This is a genomic window from Streptomyces sp. NPDC054840, from assembly GCF_053611065.1.
In genome coordinates, this window is sequence record NZ_JBSGZP010000042.1 from 1 (window position 1) to 19,898 (window position 19,898).

A 19,898-nucleotide genomic window follows, 5' to 3' on the forward strand; every position below is an offset into this window, starting at 1 on the left:
CCCTGGAGCCCGGTCCGATTCCGCTGCCCGGCGGGCTGACCCTGGCCCCCGACCGGGGGCTGGACTGGCTGGCCACCGCGGACCTGGTCGTCGTACCGGCGCTGGCCGAGCCGGCCGATCCGACGCCCGGACCGGTCCTCGCCGCCCTGCGCGAGGCGCACGGCCGGGGCGTGCCGATCGCCGCCCTGTGCGCGGGGGCGTTCATCCTCGCGGAGGCCGGTCTGCTGGAGGGCCGCCGGGCGGTCACCCACTGGTGGCTGGCTCCGCGGCTCGCCGCCCGCTATCCGGGGATCGTGGTCGAGGATGCCCCCCTCTACGTCGAGGACGGCGGGCTGTGGACCTCCGCGGGGGTGGCCTCCGGGATCGACCTGTGCCTGCACCTGGTCCGGGAGGCGCACGGCGCCGAGGCCGCGGCCGCCATCGCCCGTTCCATGGTGACGGGCCCCTTCCGCACCGGGGACCACGCCCAGTACCTGGACCGGCCCGTCCCGGCCGCGGACCGGACGGCCGAGGCGCTGGCCGCCGTACGGGCGCGTGCCCTGCGCTCGCTGCAGGAGCCCCTGTCCGTGGCGACCATGGCCGGCTGGGCCGGGATGTCCCCGCGTTCCTTCGCCCGGCACTTCGCCGCCGCCACCGGCACCACCCCGCACCGGTGGCTGCTGGGCCACCGGCTGGACGCGGCCCGCAAGCTGCTGGAGCGCACCGACCATCCGGTGCCGGAGGTGGCCCGGCGGGCCGGTTTCGCCAGTGAGGTCACCTTCCGCCAGCACTTCACCGCGTACGTCGGTCTCGGGCCGCGCGCGTACCGCGCCGCCTCGTGCGCACCGGCAGCCGCACCAAACGCTCCGGACAGTGTTAGAAAGGGCTCATGACCGGACGTTTTGGTCGCCAGCCGACCGGGTGGGGCTCGCGCCTGTCCGCGCGACTGTCCCGGTGGGCACACAGTGTCGCCGGTCAGGTGTTCGCCCTCCAGGCGCTGGTCGTGCTCCTGCTGATCGCCGCGGCCACGTCGGCCCTGGTGTTCCAGGCCCGGCACGACAGCGAGCGCGACGCCCGGCACCGCTCGCTCGCGGCCGCCGAGGCCTTCGCGCACGCCCCCGGTATCGCGGCGGCACTGATCTCGGCGGATCCGACCGCCGTGCTCCAGCCGCTGGCCGAGGCCGCCCGCCGGGGCTCGGGCCTCGACTTCATCGCCGTCATGAACACCGACGGGGTCCGCTACACCGACTCGCGGCCCGAGCTGATCGGCCGGCGGGCCACCGGTGACCTCAGCCGCGCCCTCGCCGGGCATGCCTTCACGGAGACCTTCCGCGGCGAGCCGAGCGACGCCGTCCGGGCCGTCGTCCCGATACGGAACGCCGACGGCGTCGTCATCGGCCTGGTCGGCACGGGCATAGACGTCGAGAACGTCTCCCAGGTCGTCGAGGGCCAGCTCCCGCTCCTGCTCGGCGCGGCCGCAGGCGCCCTGCTGCTCGGCACGAGCGGCGCCGCCCTGGTCAGCGGTCGGCTGCGGCGCCAGACCCGGGGCCTGGGCGCTGCCGAGATGTCCCGGATCAACGAGCACCACGAGGCCGTCCTGCACGCCGTCCGCGAGGGCGTGGTCATCATCGACGCCGACCAGCGGCTGGTCCTGGCCAACGACGAGGCCCGCCGGCTCCTCGGTCTGCCGCCCGACCCGGAGAGCCGGCACGTCACCGACCTCGGGCTCGACCCGCGTACCGCCGAGCTGCTCGCCTCCGGCAGGGTGGTGACGGACCACGTGCACCTGGCGGGCGACCGGCTGCTCGCCGTCAACGTGCGGCCCACCAAGCAGTACCGGGGCATGTCCACGGGCAGCGTCGTGACCCTGCGCGACTCCACCGAGCTCGCCGCGGTCTCCGGACGGGCCGAGGTGGCCCGCGGCCGGCTGCAGCTGCTCTACGACGCCGGCGTGCGGATCGGTACCACCCTGGACGTGGTGCGGACCGCCGAGGAGCTGTCGGAGGTCGCGGTCCCCCGGTTCGCGGACTTCGTCACGGTGGAGCTGCTGGAGCCGGTGCTGCACGGGGACGAGCCTTCGATGGTCACCGGTGTCTACACGGAGATGCGCCGGGCCGCCATCACCGGCGTGCGTGCCGACTCGCCGCTCCAGCCCGTCGGCGACATCATCCGGTTCGTCGTCCCGACCGCCCCGATGGCGGCGGCCCTGGACGCCGGGCACGCGGTGCTCGCGTCCGACCTGAAGGCGGCCATGGGCTGGAGGGCCCAGGACGCCCAGGGCACCCGGGTGGCCCTCGACTACGGTCTGCACTCGCTGATCTCCGTACCGCTCCAGGCCCGGGGGGTGGTCCTGGGCATGGCCAACTTCTGGCGGGCCGCCGACACCCCGGAGCCCTTCGACGAGGAGGACCGCTCCTTCGCGGCGGAGCTGGGTGCGCGCGCGGCGGTCTCCATCGACAACGCCCGCCGGTTCACCCGCGAGCACGCGGTGGCCGTGACGCTGCAGCGCAGCCTCCTGCCCCGGGTGCTGCCCGCCCAGAACGCCGTGCGCGTCGCCTTCCGCTACCTGCCCGCGAAGGCGGGGGTCGGCGGGGACTGGTTCGACGTGATCCCGCTGCCGGGCGGCCGGGTGGCGCTGGTCGTCGGCGATGTCGTCGGGCACGGGGTGCACGCCGCGGCCACCATGGGCCGGCTGCGGACCGCGGTGCACAATTTCTCCACCCTGGACCTGCCCCCCGACGAGCTGCTCGGCCACCTGGACGAACTGATCAACCGGATCGACCAGAACGACACCGGGACCGGGCTCGCGGGCGGGGACGAGGAGGGGGCCGCCGAGGACGTCTCCGACGGGGCCGCCGAGCCGGCCGGGGTCACCGGGGCCACCTGCCTCTACGCGGTCTACGACCCGGTCTCCGGGCGGTGCCTGATGGCCAGCGCCGGCCATCCCGGACCCGCGCTGATCCGCCCCGAAGAGGCTGTCGAGTTCCTCGAGCTGCCGGCCGGACTCCCCCTGGGCGTCGGCGGCATGCCCTTCGAAGCCGCCGAGTTCACGCTCCCCGAGGGAAGTCGGCTGGTGCTCTTCACCGACGGCCTGGTGGAGGACCGGGACCGGGACTTCGACACCGGACTGCACCTGCTCCGCGGAGCTCTCTCGCGGCCCGGCCGCAGCCCGGAGCAGGCCTGCTCGGACGTGCTCACCGCGATGCTGTTCCCGGTGCCCAGCGACGACATCGCGCTGCTGATCGCCGACACGCGGCGGCTGGAGGCCGACAGGATCGCCGAGTGGGAGGTGCCGGGCGAGGCCTCGGCCGTCTCACGGGTGCGCAACGCGGGTGCGGCGCAGCTCGCCGCGTGGGGGCTGGACGAGATCTCCTTCACCACCGAGCTGATCCTCAGCGAGCTGGTCACGAACGCCATCCGGTACGGGAGCGCGCCCGTGGGAGTACGGCTGCTGCGCGACCGGACCCTGATCTGCGAGGTCTCGGACGGCAGCAGCACCTCACCGCACCTGCGGTACGCGGCGACCACGGACGAGGGCGGGCGCGGACTGTTCCTCGTCGCCCAGTACGCCGACCGGTGGGGCACCCGTTACACCGACCGCGGCAAGGTCATCTGGGCCGAGCTGCCGCTGACCGGGGGCCCGGAGCCGCAGGCGGCGGAGCCACTGGACCTGGACGCGCTGGAGGACCTGGCCTGGTGAGCCGGCGGCCCGGGTCCGGGCCGGTGGGTCCGGACCGCCGGCTCACACCGCCCGGGTGCGGGCCAGCAGCACGGCGACGTCGTCCTGCTGGGCGCACGGCAGCAGCCGCCGCAGGATCCCGTCGCACAGTTCCTCCAGGGGCTGGTCCACCCGGGGCAGGGCCCCCGCCAGCTGGGCCATGCCCTCGTCGAGGTCCCGGTCCCGGGCCTCGATGAGGCCGTCGGTGTAGAGCACGAGCAGGCTCCCCGGGGGCAGCCGTACCTCCTCGGTACGGAAGTCCTGGCCGCCCGTGCCCAGCGGGGTCCCGGGCGGGCCGTCGAGGAAGGTGATGTCCCCGTCGGGGGTGACCACGGCGGGCGGCGGGTGGCCGGCCCGGGCGATCACGCAGACGCCGGTCGCCGCGTCGTGGACGGCGTACACGCAGGTGGCCATCTCGTCCTCGCCCAGGTCGGCCACGACGGCGTCGAGCGAGCGGAGCAGCTCGGCCGGGGGCACGTCGTGGCGGGCGAGGGTCCGTACCGCCGTCCGCAGCTGTCCCATGACGGCGGCGGCGTGGATCCCGTGGCCCATGACGTCCCCGATGACCAGCCCGGTGCGGCCGCCGGGCAGCGGGATGGCGTCGTACCAGTCCCCGCCGACGTCGTGGTCGCTGGCGGGCAGGTAGCGGCCGGTGAGTTCGAGGCCAGGGACCTCGGGCAGCGCGCTGTTGGTGAGGCTGCGCTGGAGGGTGAGGGCGGCCTGGCGCTGGAGGGTGTACATCCGGGCGTTGTCGATGTTGAGCGCGGCACGGGCGACCAGCTCGTCGACGAGGACGCGGTCCTCCTCGTCGAAGGGTTCGCGCTCGCGTGTGCGCGTCACGGCGACGGCACCGAGCACCGTGCCGCGGGCGACCAGCGGGACCAGGCGGGCCGACCCCAGGGTGGCGAGGTAGGTGCGCAGCGCCTCGGCGCGCGGTGAGGTGATCAGTGCCGGGATGTCGGCGAGGTAGAGGTTCATGGGCTGTCCCTCGGCGATGACCTGCTCGTAGGTGGTGCCCATGGGGATCTGGAAGGTCTGGCCGGGGGCGAGTTTCGCAGTGGGGGCGGTCGGGTCGGGGAAGTGGGCGGCCAGGCGGCGCAGGACACCGCGGGTGGAGGCCGTGGGGACGGGGCCCTCGTCGGGGCCCAGTACCGCTTCGAGCAGTTGTACGTCCGCCGAGTCGGCGAGCTGCGGCACCAGCACGTCCACGATCTCCTGGGCGGTCTGGTGGAGGTCCAGGGTAGTGCCGATGCGGGTGCCCGCCTCGGCGAGCAGGGCGAACCGGTGCCGGGCCCGTTCGGCGTCGGCCTGGGCCTGCTGGCCCTCGGTGATGTCGATGAGCGAGGCGATCAGGCCGAGGGCCCGGCCGGAGCCGTCCAGCAGCGGGGCGTACGAGCAGGACCATGTGCGGTCGTTCTCCGGGTCGGCCGGCGTGCGCCCGGTGCGGCGGACGTCGACGACGGCGGTGCCCCGGTCGAGGACCTGCCGCATCGTGGACTCGAGCGCGGCGGCGTTGACCCCGGGGACCACCTCGGTGAGCCGTTTGCCGAGGTGTTCGGCGGCGGAGACGCCGTTCATCCGGGCCAGGGCGTCGTTGACGCGGAGGAAGCGCAGGTCCGTGCCGAGGGTGGCGAGTCCTATGGGCGACTGGGTGAACAGGCTCTGGAGCGCGGCGAGCGAGTCCCGCATGTGGAGTACCTCGGAGGTCTCCACGGCGATGAGCATGGCTCCCATGCGGCCCCGCGGGTCGACGGCGGGGACGATCCACATCTCCATCGGGACGCGGTGGCCGTCGCGGTGGCGCACGGGCAGGGTGCCGACGACGGTCTCACCGGACTGGACGCGCCGGGTCAGCTCGTCGGCGAGCTCGCGGTTGGCCTCGGGGACGAGCACGGCGCTGCCGGGGAGGCCGATGACGTCCTCGGGGCGGTGCCCGAGCAGGTCCTGGGCGGCCAGCGACCACTCCACGACGCGCCCGTCGGCGTCCTCCCGCCACAGGGCGATGGGCAGCAGCTCCCGGAGTACGCCCGCGTACCCGACAGCCGCGGCCGGCGGGTCCGGCACCTCGCTCGTCGCCTGGTAAGTGTCCAACGCACCGACCTCACCCCGGGGGGCCTGATTCTTCCGATTCACCCTATCCGAGGCGTGAGCGCGGGGCTCTGTGTCAGCCGGTCCGCACCGGGGACCGAGCGCGACGCGGATTTCTTTCCGGACTATGCCGAACAAAGCCTTGACTCGGGGCAAATTCGGAGGAAACTCATCAATACACCGGATAACCGGAAAGAGCCGCACCTCCCTCTGGAGACGTCCTCAGGCCCGCGTGACCCTTGTCCAGGCTCTGGCCAGGCCCCCGGCAGCACCTGTCGACCAGGGGAGCCATCGGCGACGGCGGATGGCTCATGGAATCGACAGACTGCCGGGGACTGTCGTGTCCGGCGGGACTGTCGTGTATTGCGCGGCCCCGAACTTACGCCCGCAAGGCGGCGGCCGGTCCGGACTGCTGCCGCGGCAGGGTGCGGGGCGCGTCGGGTATGTCCAGGACTCCCGCGATGCCCCGGGCGAGGCAGGGGATCCGGTGCGCCGGGATGCCCGCGATGTTGATCCGCCCCGACGTCGTGCCGTAGACGGCGTACTGCCTGCGCAGCCGGAGCATCTGCTGCGCGGACAGCGGCAGCATCGAGAACATCCCCTTCTGCCGGGCGAGCAAGCGTGCCTGCTCCGCGCAGCCGAGCGCGCCCAGGTGGGCGACCAGGTCGGCCCGATTGTCCATGATCCGGCCGCGCATGACCTCCAGCTCCGCCCGCCAGGCGGCCCGCAGCCCCTCGTCCTCCAGGATCGTGGTCACGACGGCCGCGCCGTGCTCGGGCGGCATCGAGTAGAGGGTCCGGGCGGCGTTCTGCAGGGCGGTCTCGGCGTGCCGCACGGCCCGGTCCGAGGTGCCGAGCACGATGGCGCAGCCGACGCGGTCGCTGTAGAGACCGAAGTTCTTCGAGCAGCTGACCGCGATCAGCATTTCCGGCACGCGCGCCGCCAGCATCCGCGTGGGCACCAGGTCGGCCTCCAGGCCGTCGCCGAGCCCGTGGTAGGCGAGGTCGACGAAGGGCACCCAGCCGACGCGGGTGGCCGACTCGGCGAGCGCCTCCCAGTCGTCCAGCAGGGGGTCCACGCCCGTGGGGTTGTGGCAGCAGCCCTGGAGCAGGACCACGTCGTCCCGCTGCGCGTCAGCCAGCGCCGCCGGCACACCGGCCGTGTCGAAGCCGCCCTCGGCGTCGCGCCAGCCGTACGTGCGCACGCGCAGCCCGGCGGCCTCCAGGATGGGCCGGTGGTTGACGTAGGCCGGATCACTGATCCAGACCGTGGTGCCCGGGCGGGTCCGGCAGATCAGGTCGGCCAGCAGTCGCAGCGCGCCGGAGCCCGCGACGGTCTGGACGGCCGCGGCCCGGCCGGTGGGCCCGGCGGGGCCCAGGACCAGCTCCAGCAGGGAGCGGTTGAAGGCGGCGTTGCCGGAGAGCCCGCGGTACTCCTTGGAGTCGGAGCGCTCCGCCAGCCGGATCTCGGCCTCGCGCACGGCGGTCATGACGGGAGTGGTGCCCGTCTGGTCCCGGTAGACGCCGAGGACGAGGTTCAGGCGTTCGGGCCGCTCGTCGTTGCCGAACTCGTAGGTCAGGTCCCAGAGCGGGTCGGTGGGCGGCGTGGGGAGGAGCTCAAGCATCTGCGGGAACCTCGGGTCGTGTGCGGCGGTTGGCGAGAACGACGCCGGCGGTGATCAGGGGGACGCCGACGAGGACGGCGGGGGTCGGCGTCTCGCCGAGCAGCGGGATGGCGAGCAGGACGACGGCGACGGGGCTGAGGCTGCCGACGACGGCGCTGCGCTCGGCTCCGAGGCGGCGGATGGCGAAGGCGTACAGCAGGCCGGCGCACAGGCCGACCCCCAGGCCCTGCACGACGAGGAACAACGCGATGTCACTGCCCGCCGCGTGCGCGATGCCGGTGGGGAGCACCCCCGTGAGCACCAGGGCCCCGATCACCGCGAAGGAGGGCAGGCAGAGCAGTCCGATCGACCCGATCGGGTCGAGGTCCACCTCGCGCAGCCCGACGGTGTAGAGGGCCCACAGGCCACTGGCCACCAGGAGCGTGCCGGCGCCGGCGAGTACGTCGGCGTCGACGGGTACGACGTAGCGCCAGACGAGGGCGGCCACACCGGCCGCGATCAGGGCGAGCCCGGCGGCCTGCGTGCCCCGCGGGGCGCCGTGGCCCCGGCGGATCATGATCGCGGAGACGAACAGCGGGACCATGCCGGGGACGATGGAGCCGACGAAGGCCGCGGACGTCAGGGCGCCGCCGTGCATGGCGGCCAGGAAGAACGGCACCCCGGCACCGCAGATGATCTTCACTGCGGGACCCGGCCGCACCGCGGCGATGGCGCGCCGACGCCGCCACAGGGCGGGGAACAGGACGACGAGCGGGACACCGAAGCGCAGCAGGGCCGCGTCGGCGGGCAGCAGGGAGGAACCGCTCAGGGCCCGGGCGCTGAGCGCGAAGGCCGCCCAGATCGACACCGTGACCAGCAGTGCCAGCATGCCCTCGGCCTGGGGGGAGAGCCCGCGCCGGCCGGGGTGTCCGGCCTGCGGGCCCGCCGCATCGCGAGGCAGGGTCGCCCGGGTGGTGTTCGTCGCGACCAAGGAAGTGCTCCAGCCTCTGAGACCCGGACCGATCCGGTCCGTGCCTGGGCAACGCTAGAGCGTGGGGCGGGGCAGGCGATTGCCAGTTCTGCCTCTCGGACATACGTTTGGGGCAGATTCTGCCAAGGAGTGGCCATGGACGCAGTGGATCTGCAGATCATCAGGGAGTTGCAGGCCGACGGGCGCCTGTCCAACCAGGACCTCGCCGACCGCGTCCGGCTGTCCCCCTCACCGTGCCTGCGCCGGGTGCGACGGCTGGAGGAGGCGGGCCTGATCCGCGGCTACACGGCCATGGTCGACCAGGTCGCCTTCGGGCTCCCGGTCACCGTCTTCGTCCGGATCCGGCTGGAACGCCACACGGCGGAGGCGGTGCGGCTGTTCGAGGAGCACGTCGCGGTCATCGAGCACATCCAGGACTGCTACCTGATGGCGGGCAGCAGCGACTACCTGCTCCGGGTCGTCATCGAGGACCTGGAAGCCTACGAAGCCCTGGTGCGCCACCGGATCCACGCGATCCCCGGGATCGCCTCGATCGAATCGAGCTTCGCGTTCGGCAGTGTCAAGCAGTCCCGGACCTACCCGCGGCCCGCCCCGGGCGGGTCCGGGCACGGGCGGCGCTGACGGATCCGCTCCCACGGCCGGGATCTACGGGGCGCGGACCCGGTCGGCGAACGCCTGGTACGCGGCGTCGTCGAAGAGGACGAACCTGGCCTCCTCGACACCGGTCCTCGCTGCCCGCACGGTCTCCACCGCGATCCGCGCCCCGTCGTCCATCGGCCAGCCGTAGACGCCGGTGGAGATGGCCGGGAAGGCGACCGTCCGGGCCCCCAGCTCGTCGGCGACCCGGAGCGCCTCGCGGTAGCAGGAGGCCAGCAGGGCGGAGCGGTCCTCGTCGCGCGACCAGACCGGGCCCACCGTGTGGATGACGTGCCCGGCGCCGAGGCGTCCGGCCGTGGTGGCCACGGCCCGGCCGGTCGCCAGCCCCTTGCCGTAGTGCGAACGCCGCAGTTCCTCGCAGGCGGCGAGGATCTCCGGCCCGCCGCGCCGGTGGATGGCGCCGTCGACACCGCCGCCACCGAGCAGTGAGGAGTTCGCCGCGTTGACGATCGCGTCGGCCTTCTCGGCGGTGATGTCGCCGAGGACCAGGGTGATCCGGACCATCAGGAGCCCTTTCGCAGGTGCCGCCAGACCGCCTTGGCGGCGTTGTGGCCGGACATGCCGTGCACGCCCGGGCCGGGCGGGGTGGCCGAGGAGCAGAGGAAGACCGCCGGGTGGGCCGTCGTGTACGGGGTGAGGGAGAGCTTGGGGCGCAGCAGGAGCTGGAGGCCCGAGGCGGCTCCGCAGGCGATGTCGCCGCCGACGTAGTTCGGATTGCGGGCGGCGAGTTGGGGCGGGCCGGCTGTGGCGCGGGCGAGCACGAGGTCGCGGAAGCCCGGGGCGAAGCGCTCCAGTTGGGATTCGACGGCTTCGGTGAGGTCGCCGTCCCAGCCCGCTGGAACATGTCCGTACGCCCAGAACACGTGCTTGCCCTCGGGCGCCCGGCCGGGGTCGACGAGGCTGGGCTGCGCGGTGATGAGGAAGGGCGCGCGCGGGGCCCGGCCGCCGGAGGCGAGCTGCAGGGCGGCGTCGATGTCGCGTGCGCGCGGGCCGATCTGGACGGTCCCGGCGCGGCGCGGCGCCTCGGCCGTCCACGGGACCGGGCCGTCCAGCGCGTAGTCGAGCTTGAACACGGAGGCGCCGTACCGGTAGCCGTCGTACACGTGCCCCAGGCGGGCGATGCGGGCCAGCGCGGTCGGCGAGGTGTCGAAGACGTAGGTGCGGGCGGGCGGGAGGTCGTCGAGCCGCTTGACCTCGAAGCCGGTGTGGATGGTCCCGCCGAGGTCGCGCAGGTATCCGGCGAGGGCGTCGGAGACGGACTGCGAGCCGCCGCGCGGCATCGGCCAGCCGTTCGCATGCGCCGCCAGCGCGAAGACCAGGGCGACGGCGCTGGTGGCGATCCCGCCGAGCGGGGCGATGACGTGCGCCACGAGGCCCGCCAACAGCGCGCGGGCCCGTTCGTCGCGGAAGCGGCTCAGGATCCAGGTGGCGGGCGGCAGTCCGGCGAGCCCGAAGCGGGCGAGCATGAGCGGATCCCGGGGCAGCGCGGTACTCGGCAGGGACATGAAGTCGCGGGCCAGGGTGTCCCATTGACCGAGGAACGGCCCGACCAGACGCCGGTAGACGCCCGCGTCGCGCGGCCCGAGGGACGCCGCCGTCTCCGCGACCGAACGGGACAGGACCGCGGCCGTGCCGTCGTCGAAGGGGTGCGCCATCGGCAGCGGGGCGTGCAGCCACTCCAGCCCGTACCGCTTGAGCGGCATCGTGGCGAAGACCGGCGAGCCGATTCCGAGCGGGTGCACCGCCGAGCAGGGGTCGTGCCGGAAACCGGGAAGGGTCAGCTCCTCGGTCCGGGCACCGCCGCCGACCGTGTCGGCGGCTTCGAACACGGCCACGGAGAAGCCACGCCGGGCCAGTTCGACGGCGGCCGTCAGCCCGTTCGGGCCCGCCCCCACCACGACCACATCGAGAATCGACGGCACTTGCGACTCCTTCGTCTCCGGCGGCGCCTGCACCCCCAGGATATTCCGCCCCTCGGACCGTCCGGACCGTCCCGGACCCGCCCGGACCGTCCCGGACCCGGTCAGGCGCCCCGGAGCAGCTCCCGGATGCGTACGGTGGTGGCCTCGTCCCGCCCGACGGCGAACGGCAGCGCGTTGTCGCGGTCCACCCGGAAGGGGACCCCGTCGACCGTGCTCTGCGTCCCGCCGGCCTCCGCGACCAGCAGCAGCCCGGCCGCGTGGTCCCAGGCCGAGGGCCAGGTGAAGGCCAGGCCGTCCATCTCGCCGCGGGCCACCTTCAGGTACTCCAGGCCCGCCGAGCCGCAGGGCCGGGCCGCGACCCCGGGGACGTCCAGCCGGGCCAGCGTCCTCTTGTTCTCGTCGCTCGTGTAGAGCGGGTGGGCGATGGCGACCCGCAGCGCGGCGCCCGGCTCCGGCGAACCGCAGCGGATCCGCTCGCCGTTGAGGTGGGCGCCCTGCCCGCGCACGGCGGTCGCCAGCTCCTCCAGTGCCGGCGCGAAGGTCCAGGAGGCGAGGATCTCCCCTCGCAGGGCCAGGGCGACCAGGGTGCAGAAGGCGGGGTCGCCGTTCACGAACTGACGGGTGCCGTCGACGGGGTCGACGATCCACACCGGGGCATCCTCGCGCAGCGCCGTGTACACCACCGGGTCGGCGTGCACGGCCTCCTCGCCGACCACGGCGGAACTGGGCAGCAGCCGCGTCAGGGCGGCCGTGAGGTACTCCTCCGCCTTGCGGTCCGCCACGGTCACCAGGTCGTGGGGGCCGTTCTTCTCGTCGACCTCGTGCTCGGCGAGCTGCCTGAATCTCGGCATGATCTCGATCGCCGCCGCCTTGCGGACGGCCTCTTCCACATCGGACAGGCCATGGGCCAGGAACTCATCGATCATGCGTCCAGCAAAGCACGCCCGACCGACAAACCCCACCGCCGATCCCGTACCGGTGCCCGCACAGGGGGTGTCCACCGGGTGAACCGGCCCGGGGACTCAGCCGGCCAGCGGGAACATCGATCCTCGTCGGCCCTCCGGCGAGGTCAGCCATTCCAGCTTCTCGGCCGTGCCGGTGCCCGGCAGCGGGGTGTGGAGGACGATCGCAAGGTCGGGGCGGGCCGGCACGCGCAGCTGCGTCGACTCCACGTACAGCGTTCCGGTCGCCGGGTGCTCGATCTGCTTCTCGACCTGTCCCCCGGGCAGTACGTCCCCGCGCTCCCACAACTCGGCGAACTCGGGGCTGAGCTCCCGGGCCTCCTCGACCACGGCCCGTAAGCCCTCGTCGTGCGGGCTCTCCGAGCAGGCGGCCCGGAACTGGGCCACCACCACGCGGGCGATCTCCGACCAGTGCGGGGAACGCGACCGGTAGATGGGGTCGGTGAAGAAGGCGATCAGGCAGTTCTGCGTGATCTCGGGGCGCATCCCGAAGACCAGTGAGGCCGCGTCGTTGTACATCACCGTGTTCCAGTACCGGTCCATGATGTGCGCGGGGAACGGCATCCAGGCCTCGATCAGCCGTCTGAGGCCGTCGCACCTGCCCCGTTCGCCCGGGGCGACCTCCAGGGCGGGCGGGTTGAGCCCGGCGAGCACGTACAGGTGCCGGCGCTCGGCGCTGGTCAGCTTCAGCACCCGGCCCACCGCGTCCAGGACCTGCCCGGACACCGAGATGTCGCGCCCCTGTTCCAGCCACTGGTACCAGGAGGCCCCGACCCCGGCGAGCACGGCCACCTCCTCGCGGCGCAGCCCGGGGGTACGGCGGCGGGCCCCGCCGTCCGGCAGGCCGGCCTCGGTCGGGGTGATCCTGGCCCGTCTGCTCATGAGGAACTCGCGCAGTTCGGGCCGCCTGTGTTCCGCGGTCGGTGTGGCCACTGAGTCCCCCTGTCCGGCTGCCTGGTGGTGCCGCCAACAGGATAAGTTCCCACTCTGCACGGACATTCCCGGGCCACGAGGGTGGTGGCCATGGCGATCGACACACAGACAACGACCGACGGGCCGCGCACGGCGGCCCCCGAGCACCACCGGCTCTCCGGCCGGGCCCGACTGGTTCTCTTCGTGCTCTGCGCCGCCCAGTTCATGGTGGCGCTCGACTTCTCCGTACTGAACGTGGCCCTGCCGGTGCTCGGCGAGGACCTGGGCCTGAGCCGGTCCGCCCTCCAGTGGGCCATCACCGCCTTCGCCCTGCCGTCGGGTGGGTTCCTGCTCCTCTTCGGCCGGATCGCCGACCTGTACGGCCGCAAGAAGCTGTTCCTCACCGGCCTCGCGCTCTTCGGTGCGGCCTCCTTGCTCGCGACCCTCGCCTGGGATCCGGCCTCCTTCCTGACCGGTCGCGCCCTGCAGGGTCTGGGCGCGGCGGTGATCGTGCCCACCGGCATGTCCCTGCTGACGACGACCTTCCCCGAGGGCCCGCTGCGCGACAGGGCGCTCGGCATCTCCGGCACGCTGCTGTCCCTCGGCTTCACCGTCGGCATGGTGCTCGGCGGTGTCATGACCGACATCTTGGGCTGGCGCTCCACGATGGGGCTGCTCACGGTGGCCGCGGTGATCGTGCTGGTCATGGCGCCGGGGCTGCTGCCGGAGTCGCGCACCACGGAGCGGCAGCGGCTGGACGTGCCCGGGGCGGTCACCGTCACCGGCGGTCTGCTCGCGCTGATCTACGCCCTGTCGACGGCGGCCCGGCGCGGCTTCGGTGATGTGGACGTCGTGGGCGCGCTGGTGCTCGGGCTGGTCCTGCTCGCCGCGTTCGTGGTGGTGGAGTCGAAGTCCCCGGCTCCGCTGGTCTCGTTGCCTATGCTGAAGCGGCGCACGGTCGCCTGGGGCAATGCCGGCGGTCTGGTGACGTTCTCGATGATGTCGACGGTCGTGTTCGTACTGACGCTCTACCTCCAGGAGACGCTGGGGCTGTCGTCCTTCCGGACGGGCCTGGTCTTCGGTGTCCAGGGCCTCGCCTCCGTCGTCGCCGGGTCGTACGCGCCGAAGGTGATCGGCCGCTTCGGCGCCCGCCGTACCCTGGTCGGCTCGCTGCTCGGACAGGGCCTGCTGGGCGCCGCACTGCTCGGGGTGGGCCCGCAGTCGGGCGCCCTGCTCGCGACCGTGGCCGTCTCGCTGGCCAGCATGTGCCACCTCGGCGCGATCATCTCGTACGGACTCGTGGTGACGAGCGGTGTGCCGGACGAGCAGCAGGGCCTGGCGACCGGCCTGGTCACCACCACCCAGCAGGTCGGGATCACGATCGGCATCCCGATGCTGGGTGTCCTGGCCACCACGCAGGCCTCGCTCTTCGACGGGGTGCGGACGGTCCTCGCGGTCGACGCGGTGATCGTCCTCGCGGCGGCGGCCCTGGTGGGCTGGGGTCTGGGCGGCCGCAGGAAGGCCTGAGGCCGGTCCCCCCGGCTCCCCGGCGGTCCCCCGTCTCTCGCCGGGCGGGGAGACGGGGGCCTTCGCCCGGGGCGCGGGACGGGCGGTCGGCCGTGCGGGTCGGTTCCGCCCGCCGGCCGGGCCGGCCGGTGCAGGGCCAGGGCGATGCAGGCCGCGGGGGCGGCGCAGACCACGAGGGCCAGGAATCCCGTGCCGACGGCGGCGGTCATGGCCTCGGGGGCGGCGGTGCCCGAGTCGAGCTCGTTCCGCGGGGAGGTGGCGAGGATCGTCCCGGTCACCGCGACGCCGAGCGCGGCGCCGGACTCGTTGAAGGTGTTCAGCGGGCCGGAAGCGACGCCGGCCTCGTCGGGCCGGACGTGCGAGGTGCCGATGCCGTACAGCGGCGGAAGGTGTTCGAGGCGGCCGCGGCGACCGTCGACGGCCTCCTGGCAAGCTGACCGGCGAGGACGCCGACGCGCGGGCGCTGCTGACCTGCCGCCCGCCCCCGGTGGCCGCGACCTCGGCGTGGTCGTGTTCGGAGTCCGCCGCGCAGGCCCCGGAACCGGTCCTCCGGTCCTCGGGGCCTGCGCGGCGCGGTTCGGCCGTGGCGTCAGTCGCGCAGCACCGGAATGACGTGCTGGCCGTACGCGTCGATCGTGGCCTCCCGCGCGTCGTGCATGTCGTAGACGGCGAACTGGTCGACGCCCAGGTCGCGCAGGGCGCGGAGCTTCTCGATGTGGGCCTCGGCCGGGCCCAGGAGGCAGAAGCGGTCGACGATCTCGTCGGGGACGAAGTCGGTGGACGGGTTCCCGGCCCGGCCGTGGTGGCTGTAGTCGTAGCCCTGGCGGGCCTTGATGTACTCGGTGAGCTCGTCGGGGACCATCGAGGAGTGCTCGCCGTAGCGGCCGACCAGGTCGGCCACGTGGTTGCCGACCATGCCGCCGAACCAGCGGCACTGGTCCCGGGCGTGGGCGAGGTCCTCGCTCACGTACGCGGGGGCGGCCACGCAGATGGTGATCTCCGCCGGGTCGCGGCCGGCCGCGACGGCGGCCTCGCGGACCGACTTGACCATCCATTCGGTGAGGTAGAGGTCGGCGAGCTGAAGGATGAACCCGTCGGCCTTCTCCCCGGCGAGGGCCAGGGCCTTGGGCCCGTACGCCGCCATCCAGACGGGGAGCTTCCCCTCGCGGACCCATGGCAGGCGGACGGGGTTGCCGTCCACCAGGGCCTCGCGGCCCTCGGCCAGGTCCCGGATGACGTCGATGGCCTCGCCCAGGCGGGCCAGGGTGTTGGGCTTGCGCCCGGCGACCCGCATCGCCGAGTCCCCGCGCCCGATACCGCAGACGGTGCGGTTGCCGAACATGTCGTTGAGGGTGGCGAAGGTGGAGGCGGTCACCTCCCAGGTGCGGGTGCCCGGGTTGGTGACCATGGGGCCGATGTGCAGCTTGCGGGTGTGTTCCAGGATCTGGCTGTAGATGACGAACGGCTCCTGCCACAGCACGGCGGAGTCGAAGGTCCAGCCGTAGCGGAAGCCGTTGCGCTCGGCGCGCTTCATGAGGCTGATGACCTGGGAGGCGGGCGGGTCGGTCTGCAGGACGAGGCCGAAGTCCATGGGGCGGCTCCTTGACGCTTTACAGGTACTGGCAGGTGGAGCGGGGGACGAAGACCCCGTGGCCGGCCCGGCCGGTGAATTCGCGCTGGTCGATGACGACTTCGCCGCGCGAGAGCACGGTGTCGACGCGTCCGGTGATCCGCCTGCCCTCGTACGCCGAGTAGTCCACGTTCATGTGGTGCGTCTCGGCGGAGATGACCTGCTCGGCGTGCGGATCGTAGAGGACGATGTCGGCGTCGGAGCCCGGCGCGATGGTGCCCTTCTGCGGGTAGAGGCCGAACATCCGGGCCGGGGTGGCACAGGCGATCTCGATCCAGCGTCGGCGGCTGATGTGCCCGTCCAGGACGGCCTGGTGGAGGAGGTCCATACGGTTCTCCACGCCCGGCAGCCCGTTGGGGATCTTCGAGAAGTCCCCTCGGCCCAGTTCCTTCTGGCCCCGGAAGCAGAACGGGCAGTGATCGGTGGAGACCACCTGGAGGTCGTTGGTCCGCAGGCCCCGCCACAGCGCCGCCTGGTGTTCCTTCGGCCGCAGCGGGGTGGAGCAGACGTACTTGGCCCCCTGGAAGTCGGGCTCCTCCAGATTGTCCGTGGACAGGAACAGGTACTGCGGACAGGTCTCCCCGAAGACCGGGAGCCCCTTGTCGCGGGCGGCGGCCAGCTCGGCCACCGCCTCCTGAGCCGAGACGTGGACCACGTAGAGCGGGGCGCCCGCGACCCGCGCCAGCTGGATGGCGCGGTGGGTGGCCTCGGCCTCCAGCAGCACCCTGCGGACCTCGCCGTGGTGGCGGGGGTCGGTCTCCCCGCGGGCGAGGGCCTGTTCGACGAGGACGTCGATCGCGATGCCGTTCTCGGCGTGCATCATGATCAGCCCGCCGTTGGCGGCGCCGCGCTGCATGGCCCGCAGGATCTGCCCGTCGTCGCTGTAGAAGACGCCGGGGTAGGCCATGAACAGCTTGAAGGAGGTGACCCCCTCGCCGACGAGGTGGTCCATCTCCTTGAGCGTTCTCTCGTTGACGTCCGAGAGGATCATGTGGAAGGCGTAGTCGACGGCGCAGTTGCCGTCGGCCTTGGCGTACCAGGTGTCGAGCCCCTCGCGCAGGGAGTGGCCCACGCTCTGCACGGCGAAGTCGACGATGGTGGTGGTGCCGCCCCAGGCGGCGGCTCTGGTTCCGGTCTCGAAGGTGTCGGAGGCCGAGGTGCCTCCGAAGGGGAGTTCCATGTGGGTGTGCGCGTCGACCCCGCCGGGGATGACGTACTTCCCCGACGCGTCGATCGTACGGTCGGCCGTCCAGGCCCCGGCGGCGGCCGAGCCGTGTGCGGCCAGCGCCGCCACGCGGCCGTCCTCGATCAGGACGTCCGCGTGCACTTCGTCGGAGGCGGTGACGACGAGGCCGCCGCGGATCAGGGTGCGGATGCTCATGTGATCCCCCTACTCAAATGCTTCGCAAGGCCTGTTCGAGGATCTCGGCGCCCTCTTCCGCCTCGGCGACGGTGAGGGAGAGCGGCGGCGCGATGCGCAGCACGCTGGTGTTGTACCCGCCGCCCTTGCCGAGCAGCAGGCCGCCCTCGCGGGCCGCCTCCAGGACGGCCGCGGCCGCGTCCGGGTCGGCCTCGTCGGTGCCCGGCTTCGTGAGTTCGAGACCGGCCATCAGGCCCCGGCCGCGGACCTCCCGAACGGCGGGCACGGTGGCCGCGATCGCACGCAGCCGCTCCAGGAGCAGGCCGCCGACGCGGCGGGCGTTGCCTTGAAGGTCGTGCTCCAGCAGGTACGCGAGGTTGGCGACGCCGGCCGCCATCGTGACCGGGGAGCCGCCGAAGGTGGAGATGGAGTTGGCGTCCAGGCAGTTCATCACCTCGGCGCGGGCCACGACCCCGCCGATGGACATGCCGTTGCCGATGCCCTTGGCGAAGGTGAGGATGTCCGGCGGGCCGTTCTGGGCGTGCGCCTGCCAGCCCCAGAAGTTGTCGCCCGTGCGGCCCCAGCCGGTCTGCACCTCGTCGCTGATCCACAGGATGCCGTGGTGGTCCAGCACCTCGCGGAAGGCTCCGTAGAGGCCGTCGGGCGGGGAGGTGAACCCGCCGACGCCCTGGACGGGTTCGGCGATGAGGGCGGCCACTCCCCCGCGGGCCTGGCCGAGCACGTCCTGCAGGTCCTCGACGGCGGCGGCCGTGAAGGCGGCGTCGTCCAGGTGGGCGAAGGGGCCGCGGGTGCGGACCGCGCCCTGGACGTAGTACGTCTGCAGCGGCGAGAGGCTGGTCGGGGACCAGCCGCGGTTGCCGGTGATCGAGACGGTGGAGAAGGACCGGCCGTGGTAGCTGTTGCGCATCGCCAGGATCTGGTTGGAGCGGCGGTACGTCGTCGCGAGCAGCAGGGCGGCGTCGTTGGCCTCGGTGCCGGAGGTGGTGAAGAAGACGCGGGCGTCGGGGATGCCGGAGAGGGCGGCGACCCGCTCGGCCAGCTCGATCATCGGCCGGTTGAGGTACAGGGTGGAGGAGTGGATGATCCGCCCGGCCTGCTCGGACACCGCCTTGGTGACCTCGGGCAGGGCGTGGGCGGTCATGGTGGTGAGGATGCCGCCGAAGAAGTCCAGGTAGCGGTTGCCGTCCGCGTCCCAGACGTGGCGGCCCTCGCCGTGGGTGAGCTCGATGGGGTGCTTGTAGTACAGCGCGAGCCAGTCGGGCAGGACGGTGCGGTGGCGACTGTGGAGCGGGGTCGGGTTGGTCACGGCTGTACGAGCCCTCCGTAGGCGTCGGGGCGGCGGTCGCGGTAGAAGGCCCACTGGTCGCGGACCTCCTTGATCAGGTCGAAGTCGAGGTCGCGGACGACGAGTTCCTCGTCCTTGTCGCTGGCGACGTCCCCGACGAACTTGCCGCGCGGGTCGACGAAGTAGCTGGTCCCGTAGAAGTCGTTGTCCCCGTACTCCTCCTGGCCCACCCGGTTGATGGCGGCGATGAAGTACTCGTTGGCGACGGCGGAGGCGGGCTGTTCCAGCTGCCAGAGGTGCGCGGAGAGGCCGCGGTGGGTGGCGGAGGGGTTGTAGACCAGCTGGGCCCCGGCCAGACCGAGTTGGCGCCATCCTTCGGGGAAGTGGCGGTCGTAGCAGATGTAGACGCCGATCCGGCCGACGGCGGTGTCGAAGACGGGCCAGCCGAGGTTGCCCGGACGGAAGTAGTACTTCTCCCAGAAGCCTTTGACCTGGGGGATGTGGTGCTTGCGGTACTTGCCGAGGTAGCTGCCGTCGGCGTCGATGACGGCGGCGGTGTTGTAGTAGAAGCCCTCGGATTCGAGCTCGAAGACCGGTACGACGATCACCATGCCGGTCTCGCGGGCGAGGTCCTGCATACGGCGCACGGTCGGGCCGTCGGGGACGGCCTCGGCCCAGCGGTAGTGCTCGGGCTCCTGGACCTGACAGAAGTAGGGGGCGTTGAAGACTTCTTGGAAGCCGATGATCTGCGCGCCTTCGGCGGCTGCCCGGCGGGCGTACTCCTCGTGTTTGACGATCATCGACTCGGTGTCTCCGGTCCAGGTGGCCTGGACCAGCGCGGCGCGGACGACTTGGGCCATGAGCTGCTCCTCGCGACGGGAACGCCGAGTTCTACGCACGTAGACGGTGTGCGTAGGGAGTAGAACGTAGGCCTCGTCACAGCGTGGGGCAAGAGCGCCGTGCGCGGTTGGAGTAGTCGATCACGTTACGTCGCCCCGCGGTCGAATGCGGTCAGGAGACGGGCGGGTTACGCACCGGCGATGCCCGCCACCCGCAGGGCGTGGACCAGGTCTCGGTGCCGGGGTCCGGGCAGCGCCCGGGCCGCCCGGAGCAGCCTCGGGGCGAACCACTGCGGGTCGTGCCGGGCCAGGCCCGCCGCCTCCTCCGCGGTGCGCACCCGGACGAACGCACCGAGCAGCGCGTCGGCCTCGCGGATCCGGCCGGCCCCGCCGAGGGCGAGCGC

At 72.9% G+C, this 19,898-nt stretch carries 15 protein-coding genes and 1 pseudogene; 4 read left to right on the plus strand and 12 right to left on the minus strand.

Annotation, left to right across the window (positions count from 1 at the left end):
- The coding region (locus ACWGIU_RS05565; protein WP_453702703.1) for a GlxA family transcriptional regulator at positions 1-872 on the plus strand (872 nt) is incomplete at its 5' end.
- Entirely contained in the window at positions 869-3,679 is a 2,811-nt protein-coding gene (locus tag ACWGIU_RS05570; protein WP_453702705.1) for a SpoIIE family protein phosphatase, read from the plus strand. The genes ACWGIU_RS05565 and ACWGIU_RS05570, both read left to right, overlap by 4 nt.
- Before the next feature lie 42 nt (positions 3,680-3,721).
- On the opposite strand, the gene ACWGIU_RS05575 is transcribed toward ACWGIU_RS05570, so the two are convergent.
- The 3 genes from ACWGIU_RS05575 to ACWGIU_RS05585 form a co-directional block, all read right to left on the minus strand.
- Positions 3,722-5,788, minus strand: coding sequence for a SpoIIE family protein phosphatase (locus ACWGIU_RS05575; RefSeq protein WP_453702707.1), 2,067 nt, complete (start codon positions 5,786-5,788; stop codon positions 3,722-3,724).
- Between the two features lie 376 nt (positions 5,789-6,164).
- A complete protein-coding gene (locus ACWGIU_RS05580; RefSeq protein ID WP_453702709.1) occupies positions 6,165-7,409 on the minus strand; it encodes an amino acid aminotransferase in 1,245 nt (414 codons plus the stop codon).
- Positions 7,402-8,379: a DMT family transporter gene (locus tag ACWGIU_RS05585; RefSeq protein ID WP_453702711.1), complete on the minus strand. Its 978-nt coding sequence runs from the start codon at positions 8,377-8,379 to the stop codon at positions 7,402-7,404. The genes ACWGIU_RS05580 and ACWGIU_RS05585 overlap by 8 nt, the downstream gene beginning before the upstream one ends.
- A 135-nt stretch (positions 8,380-8,514) precedes the next feature.
- On the opposite strand from ACWGIU_RS05585, the gene ACWGIU_RS05590 reads away from it, so the two are divergent.
- Complete coding sequence (locus ACWGIU_RS05590; protein ID WP_453702713.1) at positions 8,515-9,000, plus strand: Lrp/AsnC family transcriptional regulator; 486 nt, start codon at positions 8,515-8,517, stop codon at positions 8,998-9,000.
- A 24-nt stretch (positions 9,001-9,024) separates the two neighbouring features.
- Here the strand turns inward: ACWGIU_RS05590 and ACWGIU_RS05595 are convergent, their stop codons facing one another.
- The 4 genes from ACWGIU_RS05595 to ACWGIU_RS05610 all read right to left on the minus strand — a co-directional run bounded on the left by ACWGIU_RS05595 (position 9,025) and on the right by ACWGIU_RS05610 (position 12,802).
- On the minus strand, positions 9,025-9,540 hold the full coding sequence (locus tag ACWGIU_RS05595; protein ID WP_453702715.1) for an O-acetyl-ADP-ribose deacetylase: 516 nt from the start codon (positions 9,538-9,540) through the stop codon (positions 9,025-9,027).
- Positions 9,540-10,958 carry a phytoene desaturase family protein gene (locus ACWGIU_RS05600; RefSeq protein WP_453702717.1) on the minus strand — a complete coding sequence of 473 codons (1,419 nt, stop codon included), beginning with the start codon at positions 10,956-10,958 and terminating at the stop codon, positions 9,540-9,542. The genes ACWGIU_RS05595 and ACWGIU_RS05600 overlap by 1 nt, the downstream gene beginning before the upstream one ends.
- A 101-nt stretch (positions 10,959-11,059) precedes the next feature.
- The gene (locus ACWGIU_RS05605; RefSeq protein WP_453702719.1) at positions 11,060-11,884 is read right to left on the minus strand and encodes an inositol monophosphatase family protein; all 825 of its coding nucleotides are present in this window, start codon (positions 11,882-11,884) and stop codon (positions 11,060-11,062) included.
- A gap of 96 nt (positions 11,885-11,980) precedes the next feature.
- Positions 11,981-12,802: a helix-turn-helix transcriptional regulator gene (locus ACWGIU_RS05610; RefSeq protein WP_453702731.1), complete on the minus strand. Its 822-nt coding sequence runs from the start codon at positions 12,800-12,802 to the stop codon at positions 11,981-11,983.
- 141 nt (positions 12,803-12,943) lie between these two features.
- Here ACWGIU_RS05610 and ACWGIU_RS05615 point away from each other — a divergent pair, with 141 nt between their 5' ends.
- Positions 12,944-14,359 (plus strand): MFS transporter, encoded by a 1,416-nt coding sequence (locus tag ACWGIU_RS05615; protein WP_453702721.1) that lies wholly within the window; start codon positions 12,944-12,946, stop codon positions 14,357-14,359.
- 589 nt (positions 14,360-14,948) lie between these two features.
- Here the strand turns inward: ACWGIU_RS05615 and ACWGIU_RS05620 are convergent.
- The 5 genes and pseudogenes from ACWGIU_RS05620 to ACWGIU_RS05640 all read right to left on the minus strand — a co-directional run.
- Positions 14,949-15,950 (minus strand): TIGR03842 family LLM class F420-dependent oxidoreductase, encoded by a 1,002-nt coding sequence (locus ACWGIU_RS05620; protein WP_453702723.1) that lies wholly within the window; start codon positions 15,948-15,950, stop codon positions 14,949-14,951.
- Between the two features lie 19 nt (positions 15,951-15,969).
- Positions 15,970-17,370, minus strand: coding sequence for a dihydropyrimidinase (hydA, locus tag ACWGIU_RS05625; RefSeq protein ID WP_453702725.1), 1,401 nt, complete (start codon positions 17,368-17,370; stop codon positions 15,970-15,972).
- 13 nt (positions 17,371-17,383) lie between these two features.
- Entirely contained in the window at positions 17,384-18,676 is a 1,293-nt protein-coding gene (locus tag ACWGIU_RS05630) for an aspartate aminotransferase family protein (protein ID WP_453702727.1), read from the minus strand.
- The gene (locus tag ACWGIU_RS05635) at positions 18,673-19,515 is read right to left on the minus strand and encodes a nitrilase-related carbon-nitrogen hydrolase (protein ID WP_453702729.1); all 843 of its coding nucleotides are present in this window, start codon (positions 19,513-19,515) and stop codon (positions 18,673-18,675) included. Before ACWGIU_RS05635 ends, ACWGIU_RS05630 begins: the two co-directional genes overlap by 4 nt.
- 167 nt (positions 19,516-19,682) lie before the next feature.
- Positions 19,683-19,898, minus strand: a pseudogene (locus tag ACWGIU_RS05640) (hypothetical protein); the annotation flags it as partial.